The organism is Sphaerotilus mobilis, assembly GCF_004216565.1.
In the GTDB taxonomy this organism is placed as follows: Bacteria; Pseudomonadota; Gammaproteobacteria; order Burkholderiales; family Burkholderiaceae_C; genus Sphaerotilus; species Sphaerotilus mobilis.
The window spans coordinates 571,185-589,260 of the sequence record NZ_SGWV01000007.1 but is presented as its reverse complement, the minus strand read 5'-3'; the positions used below and the strand labels follow the sequence as shown (position 1 = coordinate 589,260).

Here is an 18,076-nt window from a genome sequence, read left to right as displayed (position 1 = left end):
GCCTGGCCTGACGCCCGGACCGAACACCGCATGACGACCGACACGAACCGATCCAAGACCGAGCCGAAGCGCCTGCCGCGCGTCGACCTGCCCGCCGACGCCCGGCTGGACACGCTGGCCGTGCGCGAGGGCCTGCCAGCGTCGCCCTGGGGCGAGAACTCCGAGGCACTCTTCCTGACCAGCAGCTTCGTGCACCCCGACGCTGCCACCGCCGCTGCACGCTTCGCCAACGAGGAAGAGGCCTTCGTCTACAGCCGCTTCACCAATCCGACCACGATGATGATGGAGCGCCGGCTGGCCGCGCTCGAAGGCACCGAGGCTTGCATCGCCACGTCCAGCGGCATGTCCGCGATCATGCTGCTGGTGATGGGGCTGCTGAAGGCTGGCGACCACGTGGTCTGCTCGCGCAGCGTCTTCGGCTCGACCATCAAGCTGCTGCAGGGCGAGTTCGGCAAGTTCGGCGTGCTGACCACCTTCGTCTCTCAGACCGATGTGGCCGAGTGGCGCGCCGCGATCCGGCCGGAGACAAAGCTGCTGTTCGCCGAGACGCCCAGCAACCCGCTGACCGAGGTCTGCGACATCCGCGCGCTGGCCGACATCGCCCACGCAGCCGGTGCGCTGCTGGCGGTCGACAACTGCTTCTGTTCGCCGGCCCTGCAGCAGCCCGCCAAGCTGGGTGCCGACCTGATCATCCATTCCGGCACCAAGTACCTCGACGGTCAGGGCCGCGTGGTTGCCGGAGCGATCTGCGGACCGGAGGCCATCGTCGAAGGCAAGTTCGTGCCGGTGATGCGCTCGGCTGGCATGTGCCTGTCGCCGTTCAACGCCTGGGTCGTGCTCAAGGGTCTGGAGACGCTGGCCATCCGCATGCGCGCACAGAGCGAATCGGCGCTGGCGCTGGCGCGCTGGCTGGAACAGCAGCCGCAGGTGGCCGCCGTCTGGTACCCGGGCCTGCCGTCGCACCCCCAGCACGAGTTGGCGATGGCGCAGCAAGGCGGTTGTGGCGGCGCGGTCGTCAGCTTCGTCGTGCGCGGCGAGGGCGCATCGGCGGGGCGGACCCACGCCTTCGCGGTGATCGACGCGACGCGCATCTGCTCGATCACAGCCAACCTGGGCGACACCAAGACCACCATCACCCACCCGGCCAGCACCTCGCACGGGCGCCTGAGCGAAGAGCAGCGCCTGGCGGCCGGCATCACGCAGGGCATGATCCGCGTGGCCGTCGGCCTCGAACACATCGACGATCTCAAGGCCGACCTCGCGCGCGGTCTGGCGCTGATCTGAAGACCACGAACGCAAGCCATGACCCAAGTCCGCACCCGCTTCGCGCCGTCACCGACGGGCTTCATCCACCTGGGCAACATCCGTTCGGCGCTCTACCCGTGGGCCTTTGCCCGCGCGACGAAGGGCGTGTTCGTGCTGCGCATCGAGGACACCGATGTCGAGCGTTCGTCGCAGGAGGCGGTCGACGTGATCGTCGAAGGCATGCGCTGGCTGGGACTGGGCCATGACGAAGGTCCGTTCTATCAAATGCAGCGCATGGACCGCTACAAGGAGGTCCTCTCGAACATGCGGTCGCAAGGCCTGGTCTATCCCTGCTACATGAGCACCGCCGAACTGGACGCCCTGCGCGAGCGCCAGATGGCCGCCAAGGAAAAGCCGCGGTATGACGGCACCTGGCGCCCGGAGGACGGCAAGGTCCTGCCGCCGGTGCCCGAGGGCGTTCTGCCGGTGCTGCGCTTTCGGACGCCCAAGGGCGGCTCGGTGGTCTGGGACGACAAGGTCAAGGGCCGCATCGAGATCAGCAACGACGAGCTCGATGACCTGGTCGTTGCAAGACCGGATGGCACGCCGACCTACAACTTCTGCGTCGTGGTCGACGACATCGACATGAAGATCACCCACGTGATCCGCGGCGACGACCATGTCAACAACACGCCGCGCCAGATCCACGTCTTCCGCGCGCTGGGCCAGGAGCCGCCGGTGTACGCCCACCTGCCGACCGTGCTCAACGAGCAGGGCGAGAAGATGAGCAAGCGCCACGGTGCCAAGCCGGTGACGCAGTACCGCGACGAGGGCTACCTCGCCGATGCGGTCGTCAACTACCTGGCCCGACTGGGCTGGAGTCACGGCGACGACGAGATCTTCAGCCGTGAGCAGCTGGTCGAGTGGTTCGATCTCGATCACCTGGGCCGCAGCGCCGGGCAGTTCGACGAGGCCAAGCTGCGCTGGGTCAACGCCCAGCACATGAAGCGTTGCGACAACGCCGAGCTGGCGGGATTGGTGGCCGAGCAACTGGCGCGCATCGGCATCACTGCGGAAGCTGACGGACGTTTGGCGGCACTGTGTGCGCTGTTCAAGGACCGCTGCAGCACGACGGTCGAGCTGGCGGACTGGCTCTCCATCTATTTCCGCGACGTTCAGCCCACTGACGAGGACCGCGCCGCTCACCTGGGTGACGCCGTGCGTCCGGCCTTGGCGTCGCTGGCGCAACGTCTCGAAAGACTGGCGGCCTGGGACACGGCGTCGATCGCGCAGGCACTCAAGGACACGCTGGCCGAGTTCAAGCTCAAGATGCCACAACTGGCGGTGCCGGTCCGTGTCGCGGTGTGCGGTCGTGCACAGACACCGTCGGTCGACGCCGTGTTGTCGCTGTTCGACAAAAAAAGTGCGATCGAACGCTTGCGTCGCGTTTGATTCCACTCCATAATTGCATTCTCGCTTGAACAAGGCGGCGCTTGATGAAGCAAGCAGCAGCGGAAAACAAAAGTCAATTGACTTTGAGTGTTCCAAAGCAGTTTGCGACGTCACCAACGGGGGTATAGCTCAGCTGGGAGAGCGCTTGCATGGCATGCAAGAGGTCAGCGGTTCGATCCCGCTTACCTCCACCAATAGGGTGCCGCCAAGTTTGAACGAAAGGTCTTGACCCCTTCGTCTAGAGGCCTAGGACACGACCCTTTCACGGTTGTAACAGGGGTTCGAATCCCCTAGGGGTCGCCAAGTTTGACGAGACTTGGCGGGAGCTGCCAAAAGCAGTTCTGCTGATCGTCACCGACGCGGAGTGGTAGTTCAGTTGGTTAGAATACCGGCCTGTCACGCCGGGGGTCGCGGGTTCGAGTCCCGTCCACTCCGCCAAGTATTTCGCGGGTCATGCGTCAAACATGGCCCGTTTGTTTTTCAGCGGCTGATTCCGTCGGCCGTGGTTTGATTTCGGTTTTCGACTGTTTCATTTCTGACCCCTTCGTCTAGAGGCCTAGGACACGACCCTTTCACGGTTGTAACAGGGGTTCGAATCCCCTAGGGGTCGCCAAGCTGAGAAGCCTGGCGAAGAATTTGGCGAGAACTGGCCAAGTTCTTTCAGAGTTTGTACGGACGTCGTCCGTTGGTTTGCCACTGCGGAGTGGTAGTTCAGTTGGTTAGAATACCGGCCTGTCACGCCGGGGGTCGCGGGTTCGAGTCCCGTCCACTCCGCCACTCGGTTTGTGCAGCCGGGAACAAAATGCCTTCAAGCCGCTACAGGGTCACCTGCAGCGGCTTTGTTGTTTCTGGTGTGCTGCGGGATTCAGGGGTCAGTCTTCGCCCAGCGCCCTTGCGGCGCCAGCCAGGGCAGGGGACACGCTGGCGTCAATGACGAACACGGGTATCGCGGCGAGGTAGCTTTCGAAGCGTCCCTTGGACTCGAAACGCTGGCGAAACTTCGATCGATCGAAGAAGGCGCCCAGGCGCGGGACGATCCCCCCGCCCAGGTAGACGCCACCGAGCGAGCCCAGCGTCAGCGCCAGGTTGCCGGCGACGTTGCCGAGGAAGGCGCAGAAATGCTCGACCGCCTCGACGCAGGCCGCGTCGCTGCCGTCCAGAGCACGCTGAGTCACGTCGGCCGGACTGAGCGGCTGGGCGGCCGCAGCGTGCAGGTGACAGACCGCGTTGTAGAGGTTGACCAGCCCACTGCCCGACAGCGCCCGCTCAGCCGATACGTGCCCAAAGGCGCGGCGCATCTGTTCGAGCACTGCGGCCTCGCGATCGTCGGTGGCGGCCAGCGTGACGTGACCGCCTTCACCGGCCAGTGCAGTCCAGCCGGCGGCACTGTGGATCAGCCCTGACACGCCCAGCCCGGTGCCGGCCCCCAGCAGCGCGATCGGTGCTTGCGCGCGAGCCATGCCGCCACCCAGCTGGCGGATGTCGTGTGCCTTCAGAGACGGCAAAGCCAGTGCCAGCGCGGTGAAGTCGTTGATGACGACCAGGCGCTGCAGTCCGAGTTCCGTTTGCAGGCCCGACAGCGAGAAGCTCCAGTGGTGATTGGTCATGCGGACCTCGTCACCGGTGATCGGGTTGGCGATGCCAAAGGCCATCGAGCCCGGCTGGCCACGACCGATCCGGGCGAGGTAGGCGCGCGCCGCGTCGGCGAGCTGGGCATGGTCAGCGGTGGGGAGGGTGTGGACGTCGCTGATGAGCGGTTCCTCGCCTGGGGCAGGGGCACTGGCGATCCAGCCGAAGCGGGCATTGGTACCACCGATATCGCCGACGAGTCGGGGATAGGGGGCGTGCGGGGCGGAGGGCTTCATCGGCGTTTTCTGGCAGGGGGCGGTGGGGCTGCGCGCGTGAAGTGCAGGAGTCTCGGCGCAGGCGCCGCGCATCGTAGCGCGGCACCAGCCCGCATCGGCTCTGGGCCAGTTACAAGCGGGGCACCAGGCTGAATGACCGTGGCCGCCGCTTCGTCGGTGCCGGTCCCATGCCTAAGGCGTCTTGGCAGCCATCGCGATCCTGCTGGCCGCTTCTTCGACCGACATCTTGTCGCTGTTCCAGAACAGGCTGACGACGTCCTGGATCGCCACTTGTGCGGCCGGAGCGACGGCCATGCCATGTGCGATCGACGGCACCAGCGCGCCCCCTTTGGCGGTCGAGACGAAGTCGTTGCTGGACAGCTTGGCGCAGTCGTCGAACTTGGCCATGTTCATGTTCAGGCGCACGGGGATCGAGCCCTTGTTGAGGTTGAAAACCTCCTGAAACTCCGTTGACAAGATCGCGGCAGCCAGAACCTTCTGGGCCTTGACCTTGTCAGCGCCCTTGACCTGGAACATCGCGAACGAGTCGACGTTGAAGGTGAAGGCCTTGGCCGTACCCGGCGCAGCGGCGCACAGGAAGTCCTTGCCGGGTGCCTTGCCAGCGGCGACGAACTCGCCCTTGGCCCAGTCGCCCATCAGTTGCATGCCAGCCTCCCCCTTGATGACCATCGCGGTGGCGAGGTTCCAGTCACGGCCCGGGGCGTTCTTGTCGGTGTAGGGCTTGATCTTCTTGAAGGTGGCGAGCACCTTCTTCATCGTGTCGCCCGCCAGCGCGGCCGGATCAAGCTGTACCAGCGCCTTCTTGTAGAAATCGGCGCCACCGACCCCCAGCGCAACGCTCTCGAAGGTGGTGAAGTCCTGCCAGGCCTGGCCACCGTGGGCGACCGGGATGATGCCGGCGGCCTTGAGCTTGTCGGCCACGACAAAGAACTCATCCCAGCTGGACGGCAGCTTGGCACCGGCCTTCTTCAGGGCTTCAGGATTGGCCCACAGCCAATTGACGCGGTGCACGTTGACCGGCACGGCGACGTACTTGCCCTTGTGCTTCATGACATCGGCGACGACCGGCGGCAACAGGCTGTCCCACTTCTCCTGCGCAGCGACCTCGTCGAGGTTGCTCAGCACGCCCTTACGGGCCCATTCCTGGATGGTTGGGCCCTTGATCTGCGCGGCGGCCGGGGCGTTGCCCGACTTCACGCGCGACGTGAGCACCGTCATCGCCGATTCGCCACCGCCGCCCATGACGACAAAGTCCCGCCAGCTGTGGCCCTGCTTCTCCAGCTGCTCCTTCAGCGCAGCGGCCGATCGGGCCTCGCCGCCCGAGGTCCAGTAGTGCAGCACCTCGACTTCGCCCGCCTGGCCTGGGCTGTGTAGCAGCACAGCCGCAGCGGCCAGCAAGGTTCGGGCATGGGTCCGTTGGATCCTGATCACGGTCTCCTCGGCAGGGTGATGCGTACACGCAAACCGCGCGGCTGGAGCGCCTGCATCGCGACCCGCCCATGGTGGCGCTCGACGATTTCCTTGACGATGGCCAGCCCAAGTCCGCAGCCGCTGCCCTCGGTGGTGGCGCGGAAAAAGCGGTCGAAGACCTGGCCCTGCAATGGCGCCGGCACGCCCGGGCCGTTGTCGTCGACCTCGACGGCGATGTCGTGCGGTCCTTCGGCATGACAGCGTACGCTCACTTCCGCGCCCTCGCCAGCGTAGCGGATCGCGTTGTCGATGACGTTGCTGAGCGCCTCGCGGATCAGCAGCGCATTGCCTTCGACCCAGAGCGGCGTGGCGCGTTCGGTGGGCCCGTCCGGCGCGGCACCGGCCTCGTCCACGCCCAGGTCGATGCGGGCCTTGAGCGCGCGCGGCACCAGCTCGGCGGTCAGCTCGTGCGTAAGCCGGCGCAGGTCGAAGCGGCTGCGTGCCTGGGCGGCGGCGGACTCCGGTTCTGCACGGGCGAGCGTCAGCAGCTGTGTCACCAGGTGGGCGCTGCGTGTGGCGCTTTCATGCACCCGGGACAGGCGGGCGTGCAGCGCCGGATCGGTCGCCTCCTTCAAGGCCAGTTCGGTCTGGCTCTTCAGACCGGCCAAGGGCGTTCGCAATTGATGAGCGGCGTCGCTGATGAAGCGGCGTTGGTGCACGACGTTGTCGCGCACGGCCGTCAGCAGGGAATTCAGCGCGGCGGCGAGGTCACGGACCTCTTCGGGTGCGGACTCCAGCTCAACGGGCGCAAGGTCGTCAGGACCGCGTCCGCTGACCGCATCACGCAGACGGGCCAGCGGAGCCAGGCCGGTGCGGATGCCCATCCAGACCAGCGCCCACATCGTCGCCATCAGCAACGACAACGGCAGCGCCGTGTCGGCCAGGATGTTGCGGGTCAGGGCCTCATGGCTGATGCGGCTCTTGGCCACCTGCACCAGCATGCGTTGCGGCTCGCGCGTGTCGCCCCAGTTCAGCGTGATCGCGGCAACCCGCACGGCGGTCTGGATCGGCTGGTCGCTCGGTCCGGTCTCGATCACGGCGTCGTAGAAGACCGGTTGATCGATCAGCTCAGGCGCGTTGGGCGGTGGCAGCGGCAGCTTCAGGTTGCCCAGAATGAACTGGCCCGGCGGCGTGCTGACCATGTAATAGACCTGATCGTCCGGATCGGACTCGATGATGTCCTTGGCCGCGCGAGGGAAGTCGACAAACAGGCCACTGCCGATCGGCTTGACCTGCCGCGCGAGCGCCCGTGAAGACAGATAGAGGCCGCGGTCGTTGGCCTGGTTGGCATGGCGCAGCGCCACGTTGTAGCTGACCCCGGCGGCCGCCAGCCACAGCACGAGCTGGGGCAGCAGCAGCCAGACCATCAGGTGCCGGTGCAGTGAGCTGCGTCCCGGCGACAGCACCGGCAGGCGCTGGAACAGCCGGCTCGACCAGGGACTGGGCGTGGGCATGTCCGGGGCGCTGGGTACGCTAGTCCTGGGTCTCGAGCAGATAGCCCAGGCCGCGCACGGTGCGGATGCCCACGCCCGAGCCCTCGAGCTTGCGGCGCAGGCGATGGATGTAGACCTCCAGCGAACTGGGTCCGCCACTCTCGGACAGGTCGGCAGACCAGGCCAGGCCGATCTGTTCCTTGGTGATGACCTTGCGACGTTGCGTCAGCAGCAGGTCCAGCAGCAGCCACTCGCGTGGCGTGAGCTCCAGCGCCTGCCCGGAGATGGTGGCGCGCCGCAGGTCGCGGTCAAACACCAGCTGGCCGACGGCGGTCGCCGAGGATCCGGTGTCCGAGCCGCTGCCGGTACCCGCATCCCCCGGGCTCGCACGCCGGAGCACCGCGCGGATGCGGGCCTCCAGCTCGGGGAAGTCGAAGGGCTTGGTGAGGTAGTCGTCTGCCCCGGCGTTGAGACCGGCGACGCGGTGCTCCAGGCCGTCCAGCGCCGTCAGGATCAACAGTGGCAGTTGCGGCTTGATCTTGCGCACCCGCTGCACGACGGTCAGTCCGTCGACCAGTGGCAGACCAAGATCGATGATGCCGACCTCGAAGGTCTGGCGTGTCAGCAGGTACTCGGCCACCGCACCGTTGTCGGCCACCTCAACCTGGAAACCGGCCTGACGCAGGTTGGCCGACAGTGCATCGGCCAGGATGGCGTCGTCTTCGGCAAGCAGGGCGCGCATGGCAGCGGTCATCGGCAGGGGGTCCGATCGCGGAGAAGAACGGCGGCGCGGCGTGGGGCCGCGTCGCCGTCCGGGGCGGACGTCAGGCGACGCCTTCGGCGATCCCGCCCATCACTTGGCTGAAGCCGCAGTCGACATACGTGATCTCGGCGGTCACGCCCGAGGCCAGGTCCGACATCATGAAAGCGGCGACGTTGCCGACGTCATCGATCGTCACGTTGCGACGCAGCGGCGCATGGTTCTCGACCACATCGAGGATCTTGCCGAAGCCCTTGATGCCCGAAGCGGCCAGCGTCTTGATCGGACCGGCCGAGATGCCGTTGACGCGGATGCCCTTGGGGCCGAGGCTGGATGCGGTGTAGCGCACGCTCGCCTCCAGAGACGCCTTGGCCAATCCCATCGTGTTGTATGACGGCACGTAGCGCACCGCGCCCAGGTAGCTCAGCGTCAGCAGCGCCGCGTTCGGACGCAGCCGGGAAGCGGCCGCCTTGGCCATCGCCGGGAAGCTGTAGGCCGAGATGTCGTGCGCGATCCGGAACGACTCGCGGCTCAGGCCGTCGAGGAAGTCGCCGGCGATGGCCTCGCGCGGCGCGAAGCCGATCGAGTGCACAAAGCCGTCGAAACCTTCGGGCCAGGCGGTGCCGATGTCGACGAACATCTGCTCGATCTGGGCGTCGTTGCCGACGTCGCAATCGAAGATCAGCTTGGAATCGAATTCGGCGGCGAATTCGGTGATGCGGTCCTTGAAGCGTTCGCCCACGTAGCTGAAGGCCAGCTCGGCGCCTTCACGGTGACAGGCCCGCGCGATGCCATAGGCGATCGAGCGGTTGGACAACAGACCGGTGATCAGGAGGCGCTTGCCAGCGAGAAAACCCATGGAGTCTCCGTTCGAATAAAGCCCAGGATTGTGGCACGCCAAGGCGGCAAAGTTCACGATTGGTTGCCGCTTTGGGCGCTCTGGGCTATCATCGGCGTTTCGCGTAAAAGCTTTGCGAAGCCCGGGTGCGATCAAACTGACAGGGTGACCTGTGAAGGTGAGGGTCGCGCCGGGGCGAAGTTGGCGTCGCCAGTGGTTCTGGTCGTTGGGCAAGTCCAAGCTTGCTGTTCGATTAGATTCCGGTGCCAGGAAACGTGGGCGGAGCTTCCGGCCCATTTTTTTTGCGCGTGTGGTTTGTGTTCCGTTCGTTCCATCGTTCTTTCTGGCGATGTCTGGATCTGGGGCCTGCGCACGGTGGCGGCAATGCAAGGGTGGGTCGCGGCAGACACCGCAGTGGTCTCGTCTGGAGGCCAGGGTCTGGCAGCCGGCTGCATGGCGGGCGAGGCGAAGGTTGCCTTGCGACGCTGCGCGGCCTTGGCTGCCATTGGTCGTGTGGGTGGTTGTGGATGGATTGGCGTGTGACACGGGGTTTGGGACGACGTTGATGAATTGGCTGCAGGCCGTCGAGAAGACAGTGACCGGGATGGGCTATGAGCTCGTGGATTGCGAGCGGGGTGCGCGCGGCCTGCTGCAGGTCAGCATCGACCGCGTCCCCGGTGCCATCTACCCGACTGGGCCGAGCGAGTTCGTGCTGGTCGAGGACTGTGAGATGGTCACCCGCCAGTTGCTCAATGTGCTCGAGGTCGAGAACGTCGACTACGAGCGCCTCGAAGTGGCTTCGCCTGGCCTGGATCGTCCGCTGCGCAAGGCGGCTGACTACGCCCGCTTCGAAGGCCAGGAGATCGAGATCGCGCTGAAGGTCCCGTTCCAGGGGCGCAAGAACTACAAGGGTGCGCTGCGCCTTGTCGCGGCGGCCGAGGCGGCATCGCCCGATGCTGCGGACGTGGCGGCGCCGGTCGCCGCCCCGTCCATGGGTTACGAGCTGATCTTCAAGGTCGGCAAGGAAGACACGGTGCTGGGCTTTGTGCTCGACGAGGTCCGCGACGCACGTCTGGTGCCCGTCGTGGACTTCAAGGGTCGCAAGCGTCGCACCGAGGCAGCGCCTGAGGGTGCGGCCGAGCAGACCGGAGGTCACGAAGAATGAACCGCGAACTGTTGATGCTGGTGGACGCGATCTCTCGCGAGAAGAACGTTGACCGTGATGTGGTGTTTGGCGCCGTCGAGCTGGCGCTGGCATCTGCCACCAAGAAGCTGTACGAGGGCGAGGTCGACATCCGCGTGTCGATCGACCGCGAGACCGGTGTCTACGAGACGTTCCGGCGCTGGCACGTCGTGCCGGACGAGGCTGGCCTGCAACTGCCCGAGGCGGAGATCCTGCATTTCGAGGCCAAGGAACAGATCGGCGAGATCGATGTGGACGACTACATCGAAGAACCGGTCGAGTCCGTGCCGATCGGCCGGATCGGCGCCCAGGCTGCCAAGCAGGTGATCCTGCAGAAGATCCGCGACGCCGAACGTGAGCAGCTGCTCAACGACTTCCTCTCGCGTGGCGAGAAGATCTTCGTGGGGACGGTCAAGCGTCTGGACAAGGGCGACATGATCATCGAGAGCGGTCGCGTCGAAGGGCGCCTGCGCCGCAACGAGCTGATCCCCAAGGAAAACCTGCGCACCGGCGACCGCGTGCGCGCCATGATCATCGAGGTCGACCCGACGCTGCGTGGCCCGCAGATCGTGCTGTCGCGCTCGGCGCCGTCCTTCATGATCGAGCTGTTCCGTCAGGAAGTGCCGGAGATCGAGCAGGGGCTGCTGGAGATCAAGAGCTGCGCCCGGGACTCCGGATCGCGCGCCAAGATCGCCGTGCTCTCGCGTGACAAGCGGGTCGACCCGATCGGCACCTGCGTGGGTGTGCGTGGTTCGCGCGTCAACGCGGTCACCAACGAGTTGGCCGGCGAGCGGGTCGACATCGTGTTGTGGTCGGAAGACCCGGCTCAGTTCGTCATTGGCGCGCTGGCGCCTGCCAACGTGCAGTCCATCGTCGTCGACGAGGAGAAGCACGCGATGGACGTGGTGGTCGACGAGGAGAACCTCGCCATCGCCATCGGCCGCGGTGGCCAGAACGTCCGTTTGGCCTCCGAGCTGACCGGCTGGCGCATCAACATCATGACGGCCGAGGAATCGGCCGCCAAGCAGGCCCAGGAAAGCGACGGCATTCGCGCGCTGTTCGTCGACAAGCTCGATGTGGACGAGGAAGTCGCCGACATCCTCATCGCCGAGGGCTTCACCAGCCTCGAAGAGGTCGCCTACGTCCCGATGCAGGAGATGCTCGAGATCGAGGCCTTCGACGAAGAAACGGTACAGGAGCTGCGCACGCGGGCCAAGGACGCGTTGCTGACCGCCGAGATCGTCCGCGAGGAGAAGGTCGAGGAGGTGTCGCAGGACCTGCGTGACCTCGAGGGCCTGACCGCCGACCTGATCGCCCGCCTGTCTGACGGCGGCGTCCACACCCGTGACGATCTGGCTGACCTGGCCGTCGACGAGCTGACCGAGTTGATCGGCATCGACGACGCCTCCGCCAAGGCCCTGATCCTCAAGGCGCGCGAACACTGGTTCACCACCTGAACCACGTCACCGCTCCGACCCCCACACCGCCGCACACGCACGTTCCCCGAGGAAAGCACCACATGGCAGTGACCACCGTTGCCCAGTTCGCGACCGAGCTCAATCGCCCGGCGTCGACACTGCTCGAGCAACTCCAACACGCGGGCGTGGCCAAGGCTTCGGCGAGCGATCCGCTGACCGAGTCCGACAAGGAAAAGCTGCTGGCTTACCTGCGCAACTCGCATGGCACCAACAGCGCCGACCGCAAGAAGATCACGCTGACGAAGAAGTCGACCAGCGAGATCAAGCAGGCCGATGCGTCCGGCAAGGCCCGCACGATCCAGGTCGAGGTGCGCAAGAAGCGCGTGTTCGTCAAGCGTGACGACGTCGGCGGCGCCGGCGGTGGTGATGCCGTGGCCGAGGCGGACGACCTCGAGGCCGTTCACGCCGAGGAAGAAGCCGCTCGTCAGGCCGAGTTGCAGCGTGAGCAGGAGGCCCTGGAGGCCGCTGCCCGCCAGCGCGAGGCCGAGGAGCAGGCACGCCGCGAACGCGAAGCCCGCGAAGCCGCTGAACGCGAAGCGGCCGAACGCGCTGCTGCCGAAGCCGCTGCCCGTGCCGCCGCCGAGGCTGCTGCCGCCGCCGCTGCTGCTGCCGCTGCTGCCGCATCGAGCGGTGCGCCATCCACGCCTGTTGCCGCTGCTGCTCCGGCCGCTGCGACGCCTGCCCAGGCACCGGCCACGCCGGTCGTTGCTGCTGCGGCACCGATTGTTCCTGCGGCTGCGCCTGCGGCCGCACCGGCCTCTGGTCTGCGCGTCGTCAAGGCGGCCGACATCGCTGCTGGCGAGGCCCAGAAGGCTGCCGAACTCGACAAGCGCCGCAAGGCCGCCGAGGCCGAAGCCGCTGCGATTCGCGCCATGATGTCCGCGCCCAAGAAGGTCCTGACGGCCAAGAAGCCGGAAGAGCCGAAGCCGGCCGTGCCGGCGCCGGGCACGGCGGCTGCGAAGGACGGCATCAAGGGCACGATCCATCGTCCCAAGACCGGTGCGCCGGGCGCTCCGGGCGCTGCTGCCACGGCCAAGCCGGGCGAGAAGAAGTCGGTCAAGTCCGAGAAGCTCTCGTCGAGCTGGGCCGATGACAAGAAGCGCGGCACACCGGCCGCACCGGCCAAGGGCCGCGGTCCGGACACCAGCCGCGGTGGCTGGCGTTCGCCGGCCGGTGGTCGGGGTGGTCGTCGCGGTGACCGCAACGACAGCGGCTCGAACTTCCAGGCTCCGGTCGAGGCTCAGGTCTACGAGGTCCATGTGCCCGAGACCATCTCGGTGGCCGACCTGGCGCACAAGATGAGCGTCAAGGCCTCTGAAGTCATCAAGAAGCTGATGGTCCTGGGCCAGATGGTCACGATCAACCAGCAGCTGGACCAGGAGACCGCGATGATCGTGGTCGAGGAAATGGGCCACAAGGCCTTCCCGGCCAAGCTGGACGATCCGGACGCCTTCCTGGAAGAGGAACACGCAGCCGCCTCCGGCGAAGCGCTGTCCCGCCCGCCGGTGGTCACCGTCATGGGTCACGTCGACCACGGCAAGACCTCGTTGCTGGACTACATCCGCACCACCCGCGTGGCGGCGGGCGAGGCCGGCGGCATCACGCAGCACATCGGCGCTTACCACGTCGAGACGCCGCGTGGCGTCATCACCTTCCTCGACACCCCGGGTCACGAAGCCTTCACGGCCATGCGTGCCCGCGGTGCCAAGGCGACCGACATCGTCATCCTGGTCGTGGCTGCCGACGACGGCGTGATGCCGCAGACCAAGGAAGCGATCGCCCACGCCAAGGCGGCTGGCGTGCCGGTGGTCGTGGCGATCAACAAGATCGACAAGCCCGATTCCAACCTCGAGCGCGTGCGCAGCGAGCTGGTTGCCGAAGGCGTCGTGCCCGAGGAGTTCGGTGGTGAGTCGCCGTTCTGCCCGGTGTCGGCCAAGACCGGCAAGGGCATCGACGAGCTGCTGGAGCAGGTGCTGCTGCAGGCCGAGGTGCTTGAACTGACCTCTCCGGTGGAGGCTCTGGCCAAGGGCTTGGTGATCGAAGCCAAGCTGGACAAGGGCCGCGGCCCGGTCGCGACGGTGCTGGTGCAGTCGGGCACGCTCAAGCGTGGCGACGTGGTGCTGGCCGGCAAGAGCTATGGCCGCGTGCGCGCCATGCTGGACGAGGACGGCAAGGACGCCCAGGAAGCGGGTCCGTCCATCCCGGTCGAGATCCAGGGCCTGACCGAGGTTCCGGCGGCCGGCGACGAGTTCATGGTGCTGTCCGACGAGCGGCGTGCCCGCGAGATCGCGACCTTCCGTCAGGGCAAGTACCGCGAGGTCACGCTCAACAAGCGCCAGGCGGCCAACCTCGAGAACATGTTCGACAGCATGGGTGCGGGCGCCGCGCAGATGCTGCCGCTCATCATCAAGGCTGACGTGCAGGGTTCGCAGGAGGCGTTGGCCACCTCGCTGCTCAAGCTGTCGACCGACGAGGTCAAGGTGCAGATCGTGCACGCGGCCGTGGGTGGCATCAGCGAGTCGGACGTCAACCTGGCGATCGCCTCGAAGGGCGTCATCATCGGCTTCAACGTGCGGGCCGATTCCGGTGCGCGCAAGCTCGCCGAAGGCAATGGCGTCGACCTGCGCTACTACAACATCATCTACGACGCGGTCGATGAGGTGAAGGCAGCGATGGCCGGCATGCTGGCGCCGGAGCAGCGCGAAGAAGCGCTGGGCACTGCCGAGATCCGTCAGGTCTTCGTGGCCTCCAAGATCGGCACCGTCGCGGGTTCGATGGTCACGTCCGGTCTGGTGCGTCGCAATGCGCGCTTCCGCCTGCTGCGCCAGAACATCGTCATCTACACCGGCGAGATCGAGTCGATCCGCCGCCTCAAGGACGATGTCAAGGAAGTCAAGGAAGGCTTCGAGTGCGGCATCAAGCTCAAGAACTACAGCGACATCACCGAAGGTGACATCCTGGAAATCTACGAGATCAAGGAAGTGGCACGAACTCTCTGAGTTCACCCGCTGCTTGCCGTCGGGAGCCCCGCCTTGGCGGGGTTCCTTGTTTGAAGGACCTGAACCATGCGACACAAGAAGGCTGCGCCCAATCGGAGCTTCCGGGTTTCGGACCAGATCCAGCGCGACCTGTCGGAACTCGTGCGGGGGTTGAAGGATCCGCGCATCGGACTGCTGACGATCAACTCGGTGGACATCACGCCGGACTACGCCCACGCACAGGTCTATTTCTCGCTGCTGGTCGGTGACTCGGCCGCCTGCGAGGAGGCCTTGAACGAGGCCGCCGGCTTCCTGCGCAACGGGCTGTTCAAGCGCCTGCAGATCCACACCGTGCCGACGCTGCATTTCCACTTCGACCGCACCACCGAACGGGCGGCCGAGATCAACACCCTGATCCGGCAGGCGAACTCGATGCGCGCGCTCGATTCGGACGACAAGCCGATCTGAGACACGACACCTGCACGCACGCATGACCGACCTGCTGACCGCTCCCGACACCGCACACGCCCCTGCTGGCGTGGGCGCGGGTGCGCCTGCGCCGGTCGCCGCACGGGCGCGCCCGCCGCGTCGTCCGGTGCATGGCGTGCTGCTGCTGGACAAGCCGGTGGGCTGGACCAGCAACGACGCGCTGCAGAAGGTCAAGAACACGCTGCGCGCCGAGAAGGCCGGCCACACCGGTACGCTGGACCCGCTGGCCACCGGCCTGCTGCCGATCTGCCTGGGCGCGGCGACCAAGTTCTCGCAGGTCAGCCTGGAGTCCGACAAGGCCTACCGCGCTACCTTGCACCTGGGTCAGACCACGGTCGGCGGTGACCGCGAAGGTGCGGTGCTGCAGGAGCGCCCGGTGGTCTGCGACCGCGCCGCCATCGAGGCCGCCTGCACGGCGCTGAGCGGCGAGCAGATGCAGCTGCCACCGATGCATTCGGCCCTCAAGGTGCAAGGCAAGGCGCTCTACGAATACGCCCGCGAGGGCATCGTGCTGGAACGCACGCCGCGTGCGGTGACGATTCATCGCATCGACATCGTCGCGTGGGATCCTGCCCGGCCGCACGAACTCGTCATCGACGTGCGCTGCAGCAAGGGCACCTACATCCGCACGCTGGCCGAGGACCTCGGCGAGGGGCTCGGCTGCGGTGCCCATCTGGCCGGCCTGCGTCGCACCGCCAGCGGTCCGCTGATGCTGGACCGCGCGATCGCGCTGGAGACCTTCCTGCAACTTGACGAGGCCGGCCGCGAGGCCTGCCTCCTGCCGCCCGACGCGCTGCTGCGCGACTGGCCGGCCCTCACGCTGGCGGCCGAAGACGCCGCCCGTTTCCTGGCCGGCATGCGCCGCCGCGGTCAGGGCCCCGATCAGCCGGCGGTGCGTGTCTATGGCCCCGACGGCCGCACGCTGCTGGGCAGCGCACACATCACCGCAGGCGAGCTGATTGCTGACCGCCTGCTCAGTCCACCCGAAATCCAGGCCCTGCGGCCCGTCGCCGCAACCTCAACGCCATGACCAAGCAAATCCGCAACATCGCCATCATCGCCCACGTCGACCACGGCAAGACCACCATGGTCGACCAGCTCCTGCGCCAGAGCGGCACCTTCGCCGAACACGAGAAGGTCGTCGACACCGTGATGGACAGCAATGCCATCGAACGCGAGCGTGGCATCACCATCCTGGCCAAGAACTGCGCCGTCAGCTGGCAGGGCATGCACATCAACATCGTCGACACGCCCGGACACGCCGACTTCGGCGGCGAGGTCGAGCGCGCGCTGTCGATGGTCGATGGTGTGGTGCTGCTGATCGACGCCCAGGAAGGCCCGATGCCGCAGACCCGCTTCGTGACCAAGAAGGCGCTGGCGCTGGGCCTCAAGCCCATCGTCGTCGTCAACAAGGTCGACAAGCCGGGCGCCAAGCCGGACGCCGTCATCAACGCCGCCTTCGACCTGTTCGACAAGCTCGGTGCGACCGACGAGCAGCTCGACTTCCCGGTGGTCTACGCCTCGGGCATCAACGGCTGGTCGTCGCTGGAAGAAGGCGCGCCGGGCGAGCAGTGGGGCCCGGACATGTCGGCCCTGTTCGACACCGTGCTCAAGCACGTGCCGGCCCATCAAGGTGATCCGAAGGCGCCGCTGCAACTGCAGATCTCCGCGCTGGACTATTCGACCTTCGTCGGCCGCATCGGCGTGGGCCGCGTCAGCGCCGGCACCATCAAGCCGGGCATGAACGTGGTCGTGATGGAGGGCACCGACGGTGCCACCGTCAACGGCCGCGTCAACCAGGTGCTGACCTTCCAGGGCCTGGACCGTGTGCAGGTCACCGAAGCCGGCCCGGGCGACATCGTGCTGATCAACGGCATCGAGTCGCTGGGCATCGGCGTGACCGTGACCGATCCGGCCAACCCGGCGCCGCTGCCGATGCTCAAGGTCGACGAGCCGACGCTGACGATGAACTTCTGCGTCAACACCAGCCCGCTGGCCGGTCGCGAAGGCAAGTACGTCACCAGCCGCCAGATCTGGGACCGGCTGCAGAAGGAACTGCAGTCCAACGTCGCGCTGCGCGTGTCCGAGACCAGCGAGGACGGCATCTTCGAGGTCATGGGCCGGGGTGAACTGCACCTGACCATCCTGATCGAGAACATGCGCCGCGAGGGCTACGAGCTGGCCGTCAGCAAGCCGCGTGTGGTCTTCCACGACATCAACGGCGTGCGCCACGAGCCGATCGAGCTGGTCACGGCCGACGTCGAGGAAGCCCACCAGGGCGGCGTGATGCAGGCCCTGGGCGAGCGCAAGGGCGAGCTGGTCAACATGGAGCCGGACGGCCGTGGCCGCGTGCGCCTGGAGTACCGCATCCCCGCGCGTGGCCTGATCGGCTTCGCCAACGAGTTCATGAACCTGACCCGCGGTTCGGGCCTGATCGCCAACATCTTTGACGGCTACGAGCCGCACAAGGGCGAGATCGCCGGCCGCAAGAACGGCGTGCTGATTAGCATGGACGCGGGCGAGATCTTCACCTACGCGCTGGGCAAGCTCGATGACCGCGGTCGCATGTTCGTCAAGCCGAACGACCCGGTCTACGAGGGCATGATCGTGGGCATCCACAGCCGCGACAACGACCTGGTCGTCAACGCGACGCGCACCAAGCAGCTGACCAACTTCCGCGTCAGCGGCAAGGAAGACGCCATCAAGATCACGCCCCCGATCGAGCTGACGCTGGAGTACGGCGTCGAGTTCATCGAGGACGACGAACTGGTCGAGATCACGCCCAAGAGCGTGCGCCTGCGCAAGCGTTTCCTGTCCGAGCACGAGCGCAAGCGCGCCTCGCGCGAATCGGCCGTCGCCTGATCGGGCTTGCCGAAGGCTGACCC

The 18,076-nt window shown here is 66.5% G+C and carries 13 protein-coding genes and 5 tRNA genes; 13 read left to right on the top strand and 5 right to left on the bottom strand.

What is annotated here, in order from left to right; translation table 11 throughout:
* Positions 1-30: 30 nt before the first annotated feature.
* The 7 genes from EV685_RS02910 (at position 31) to EV685_RS02880 (ending at position 3,474) form a co-directional block, all read left to right on the top strand.
* Positions 31-1,284: an O-succinylhomoserine sulfhydrylase gene (locus EV685_RS02910; protein ID WP_130480455.1), complete on the top strand. Its 1,254-nt coding sequence runs from the start codon at positions 31-33 to the stop codon at positions 1,282-1,284.
* Positions 1,285-1,302: 18 nt separating this feature from the next.
* On the top strand, positions 1,303-2,697 hold the full coding sequence (gltX, locus tag EV685_RS02905; RefSeq protein WP_130480454.1) for a glutamate--tRNA ligase: 1,395 nt from the start codon (positions 1,303-1,305) through the stop codon (positions 2,695-2,697).
* Between the two features lie 118 nt (positions 2,698-2,815).
* A tRNA-Ala gene (locus tag EV685_RS02900) sits at positions 2,816-2,891 on the top strand.
* Positions 2,892-2,924: 33 nt separating this feature from the next.
* Positions 2,925-3,000: transfer RNA gene (locus EV685_RS02895), tRNA-Glu, on the top strand.
* Between the two features lie 58 nt (positions 3,001-3,058).
* Positions 3,059-3,135: transfer RNA gene (locus tag EV685_RS02890), tRNA-Asp, on the top strand.
* 99 nt (positions 3,136-3,234) lie between these two features.
* Positions 3,235-3,310 (top strand) — tRNA-Glu (locus EV685_RS02885).
* Positions 3,311-3,397: 87 nt separating this feature from the next.
* Positions 3,398-3,474, top strand: a tRNA-Asp gene (locus EV685_RS02880).
* A 95-nt stretch (positions 3,475-3,569) separates the two neighbouring features.
* On the opposite strand, the gene EV685_RS02875 is transcribed toward EV685_RS02880, so the two are convergent.
* The 5 genes from EV685_RS02875 to fabI all read right to left on the bottom strand — a co-directional run bounded on the left by EV685_RS02875 (position 3,570) and on the right by fabI (position 9,084).
* Positions 3,570-4,562, bottom strand: a complete 993-nt coding sequence (locus EV685_RS02875) for a glucokinase (RefSeq protein WP_130480453.1) — start codon at positions 4,560-4,562, stop codon at positions 3,570-3,572.
* Positions 4,563-4,733: 171 nt separating this feature from the next.
* Complete coding sequence (locus EV685_RS02870; protein ID WP_207224752.1) at positions 4,734-5,993, bottom strand: ABC transporter substrate-binding protein; 1,260 nt, start codon at positions 5,991-5,993, stop codon at positions 4,734-4,736.
* Positions 5,990-7,486 carry a sensor histidine kinase gene (locus EV685_RS02865; protein ID WP_130480452.1) on the bottom strand — a complete coding sequence of 499 codons (1,497 nt, stop codon included), beginning with the start codon at positions 7,484-7,486 and terminating at the stop codon, positions 5,990-5,992. Before EV685_RS02865 ends, EV685_RS02870 begins: the two co-directional genes overlap by 4 nt.
* A 19-nt stretch (positions 7,487-7,505) precedes the next feature.
* Positions 7,506-8,207 (bottom strand): response regulator transcription factor, encoded by a 702-nt coding sequence (locus tag EV685_RS02860; RefSeq protein WP_130480451.1) that lies wholly within the window; start codon positions 8,205-8,207, stop codon positions 7,506-7,508.
* Positions 8,208-8,289: 82 nt separating this feature from the next.
* A complete protein-coding gene (gene fabI, locus EV685_RS02855; RefSeq protein ID WP_130480956.1) occupies positions 8,290-9,084 on the bottom strand; it encodes an enoyl-ACP reductase FabI in 795 nt (264 codons plus the stop codon).
* A 544-nt stretch (positions 9,085-9,628) separates the two neighbouring features.
* On the opposite strand from fabI, the gene rimP reads away from it, so the two are divergent.
* From rimP to typA, 6 genes are all read left to right on the top strand, one after another.
* Complete coding sequence (gene rimP / locus EV685_RS02850) at positions 9,629-10,228, top strand: ribosome maturation factor RimP (protein WP_130480450.1); 600 nt, start codon at positions 9,629-9,631, stop codon at positions 10,226-10,228.
* On the top strand, positions 10,225-11,703 hold the full coding sequence (gene nusA, locus EV685_RS02845) for a transcription termination factor NusA (RefSeq protein ID WP_130480449.1): 1,479 nt from the start codon (positions 10,225-10,227) through the stop codon (positions 11,701-11,703). The genes rimP and nusA overlap by 4 nt, the downstream gene beginning before the upstream one ends.
* 62 nt (positions 11,704-11,765) lie before the next feature.
* The gene (gene infB / locus EV685_RS02840; protein ID WP_130480448.1) at positions 11,766-14,723 is read left to right on the top strand and encodes a translation initiation factor IF-2; all 2,958 of its coding nucleotides are present in this window, start codon (positions 11,766-11,768) and stop codon (positions 14,721-14,723) included.
* Between the two features lie 66 nt (positions 14,724-14,789).
* Positions 14,790-15,170 carry a 30S ribosome-binding factor RbfA gene (gene rbfA / locus EV685_RS02835; protein WP_130480447.1) on the top strand — a complete coding sequence of 127 codons (381 nt, stop codon included), beginning with the start codon at positions 14,790-14,792 and terminating at the stop codon, positions 15,168-15,170.
* 22 nt (positions 15,171-15,192) lie between these two features.
* A complete protein-coding gene (truB, locus tag EV685_RS02830; protein WP_130480446.1) occupies positions 15,193-16,221 on the top strand; it encodes a tRNA pseudouridine(55) synthase TruB in 1,029 nt (342 codons plus the stop codon).
* Complete coding sequence (gene typA / locus EV685_RS02825) at positions 16,218-18,053, top strand: translational GTPase TypA (protein WP_130480445.1); 1,836 nt, start codon at positions 16,218-16,220, stop codon at positions 18,051-18,053. Before truB ends, typA begins: the two co-directional genes overlap by 4 nt.
* The last annotated feature ends 23 nt before the right edge of the window (positions 18,054-18,076 follow it).

Excerpts from the sequence above, each read along its gene's own strand:
- EV685_RS02910 (WP_130480455.1), top strand. The coding sequence starts at position 31 with ATGACGACCGACACGAACCGATCCAAGACCGAGCCGAAGCGCCTGCCG.
- gltX (WP_130480454.1), top strand. The coding sequence starts at position 1,303 with ATGACCCAAGTCCGCACCCGCTTCGCGCCGTCACCGACGGGCTTCATC.
- EV685_RS02875 (WP_130480453.1), bottom strand. The coding sequence starts at position 4,562 with ATGAAGCCCTCCGCCCCGCACGCCCCCTATCCCCGACTCGTCGGCGAT.
- EV685_RS02865 (WP_130480452.1), bottom strand. The coding sequence starts at position 7,486 with ATGCCCACGCCCAGTCCCTGGTCGAGCCGGCTGTTCCAGCGCCTGCCG.
- EV685_RS02860 (WP_130480451.1), bottom strand. The coding sequence starts at position 8,207 with ATGCGCGCCCTGCTTGCCGAAGACGACGCCATCCTGGCCGATGCACTG.
- fabI (WP_130480956.1), bottom strand. The coding sequence starts at position 9,084 with ATGGGTTTTCTCGCTGGCAAGCGCCTCCTGATCACCGGTCTGTTGTCC.
- rimP (WP_130480450.1), top strand. The coding sequence starts at position 9,629 with ATGAATTGGCTGCAGGCCGTCGAGAAGACAGTGACCGGGATGGGCTAT.
- nusA (WP_130480449.1), top strand. The coding sequence starts at position 10,225 with ATGAACCGCGAACTGTTGATGCTGGTGGACGCGATCTCTCGCGAGAAG.
- infB (WP_130480448.1), top strand. The coding sequence starts at position 11,766 with ATGGCAGTGACCACCGTTGCCCAGTTCGCGACCGAGCTCAATCGCCCG.
- rbfA (WP_130480447.1), top strand. The coding sequence starts at position 14,790 with ATGCGACACAAGAAGGCTGCGCCCAATCGGAGCTTCCGGGTTTCGGAC.
- truB (WP_130480446.1), top strand. The coding sequence starts at position 15,193 with ATGACCGACCTGCTGACCGCTCCCGACACCGCACACGCCCCTGCTGGC.
- typA (WP_130480445.1), top strand. The coding sequence starts at position 16,218 with ATGACCAAGCAAATCCGCAACATCGCCATCATCGCCCACGTCGACCAC.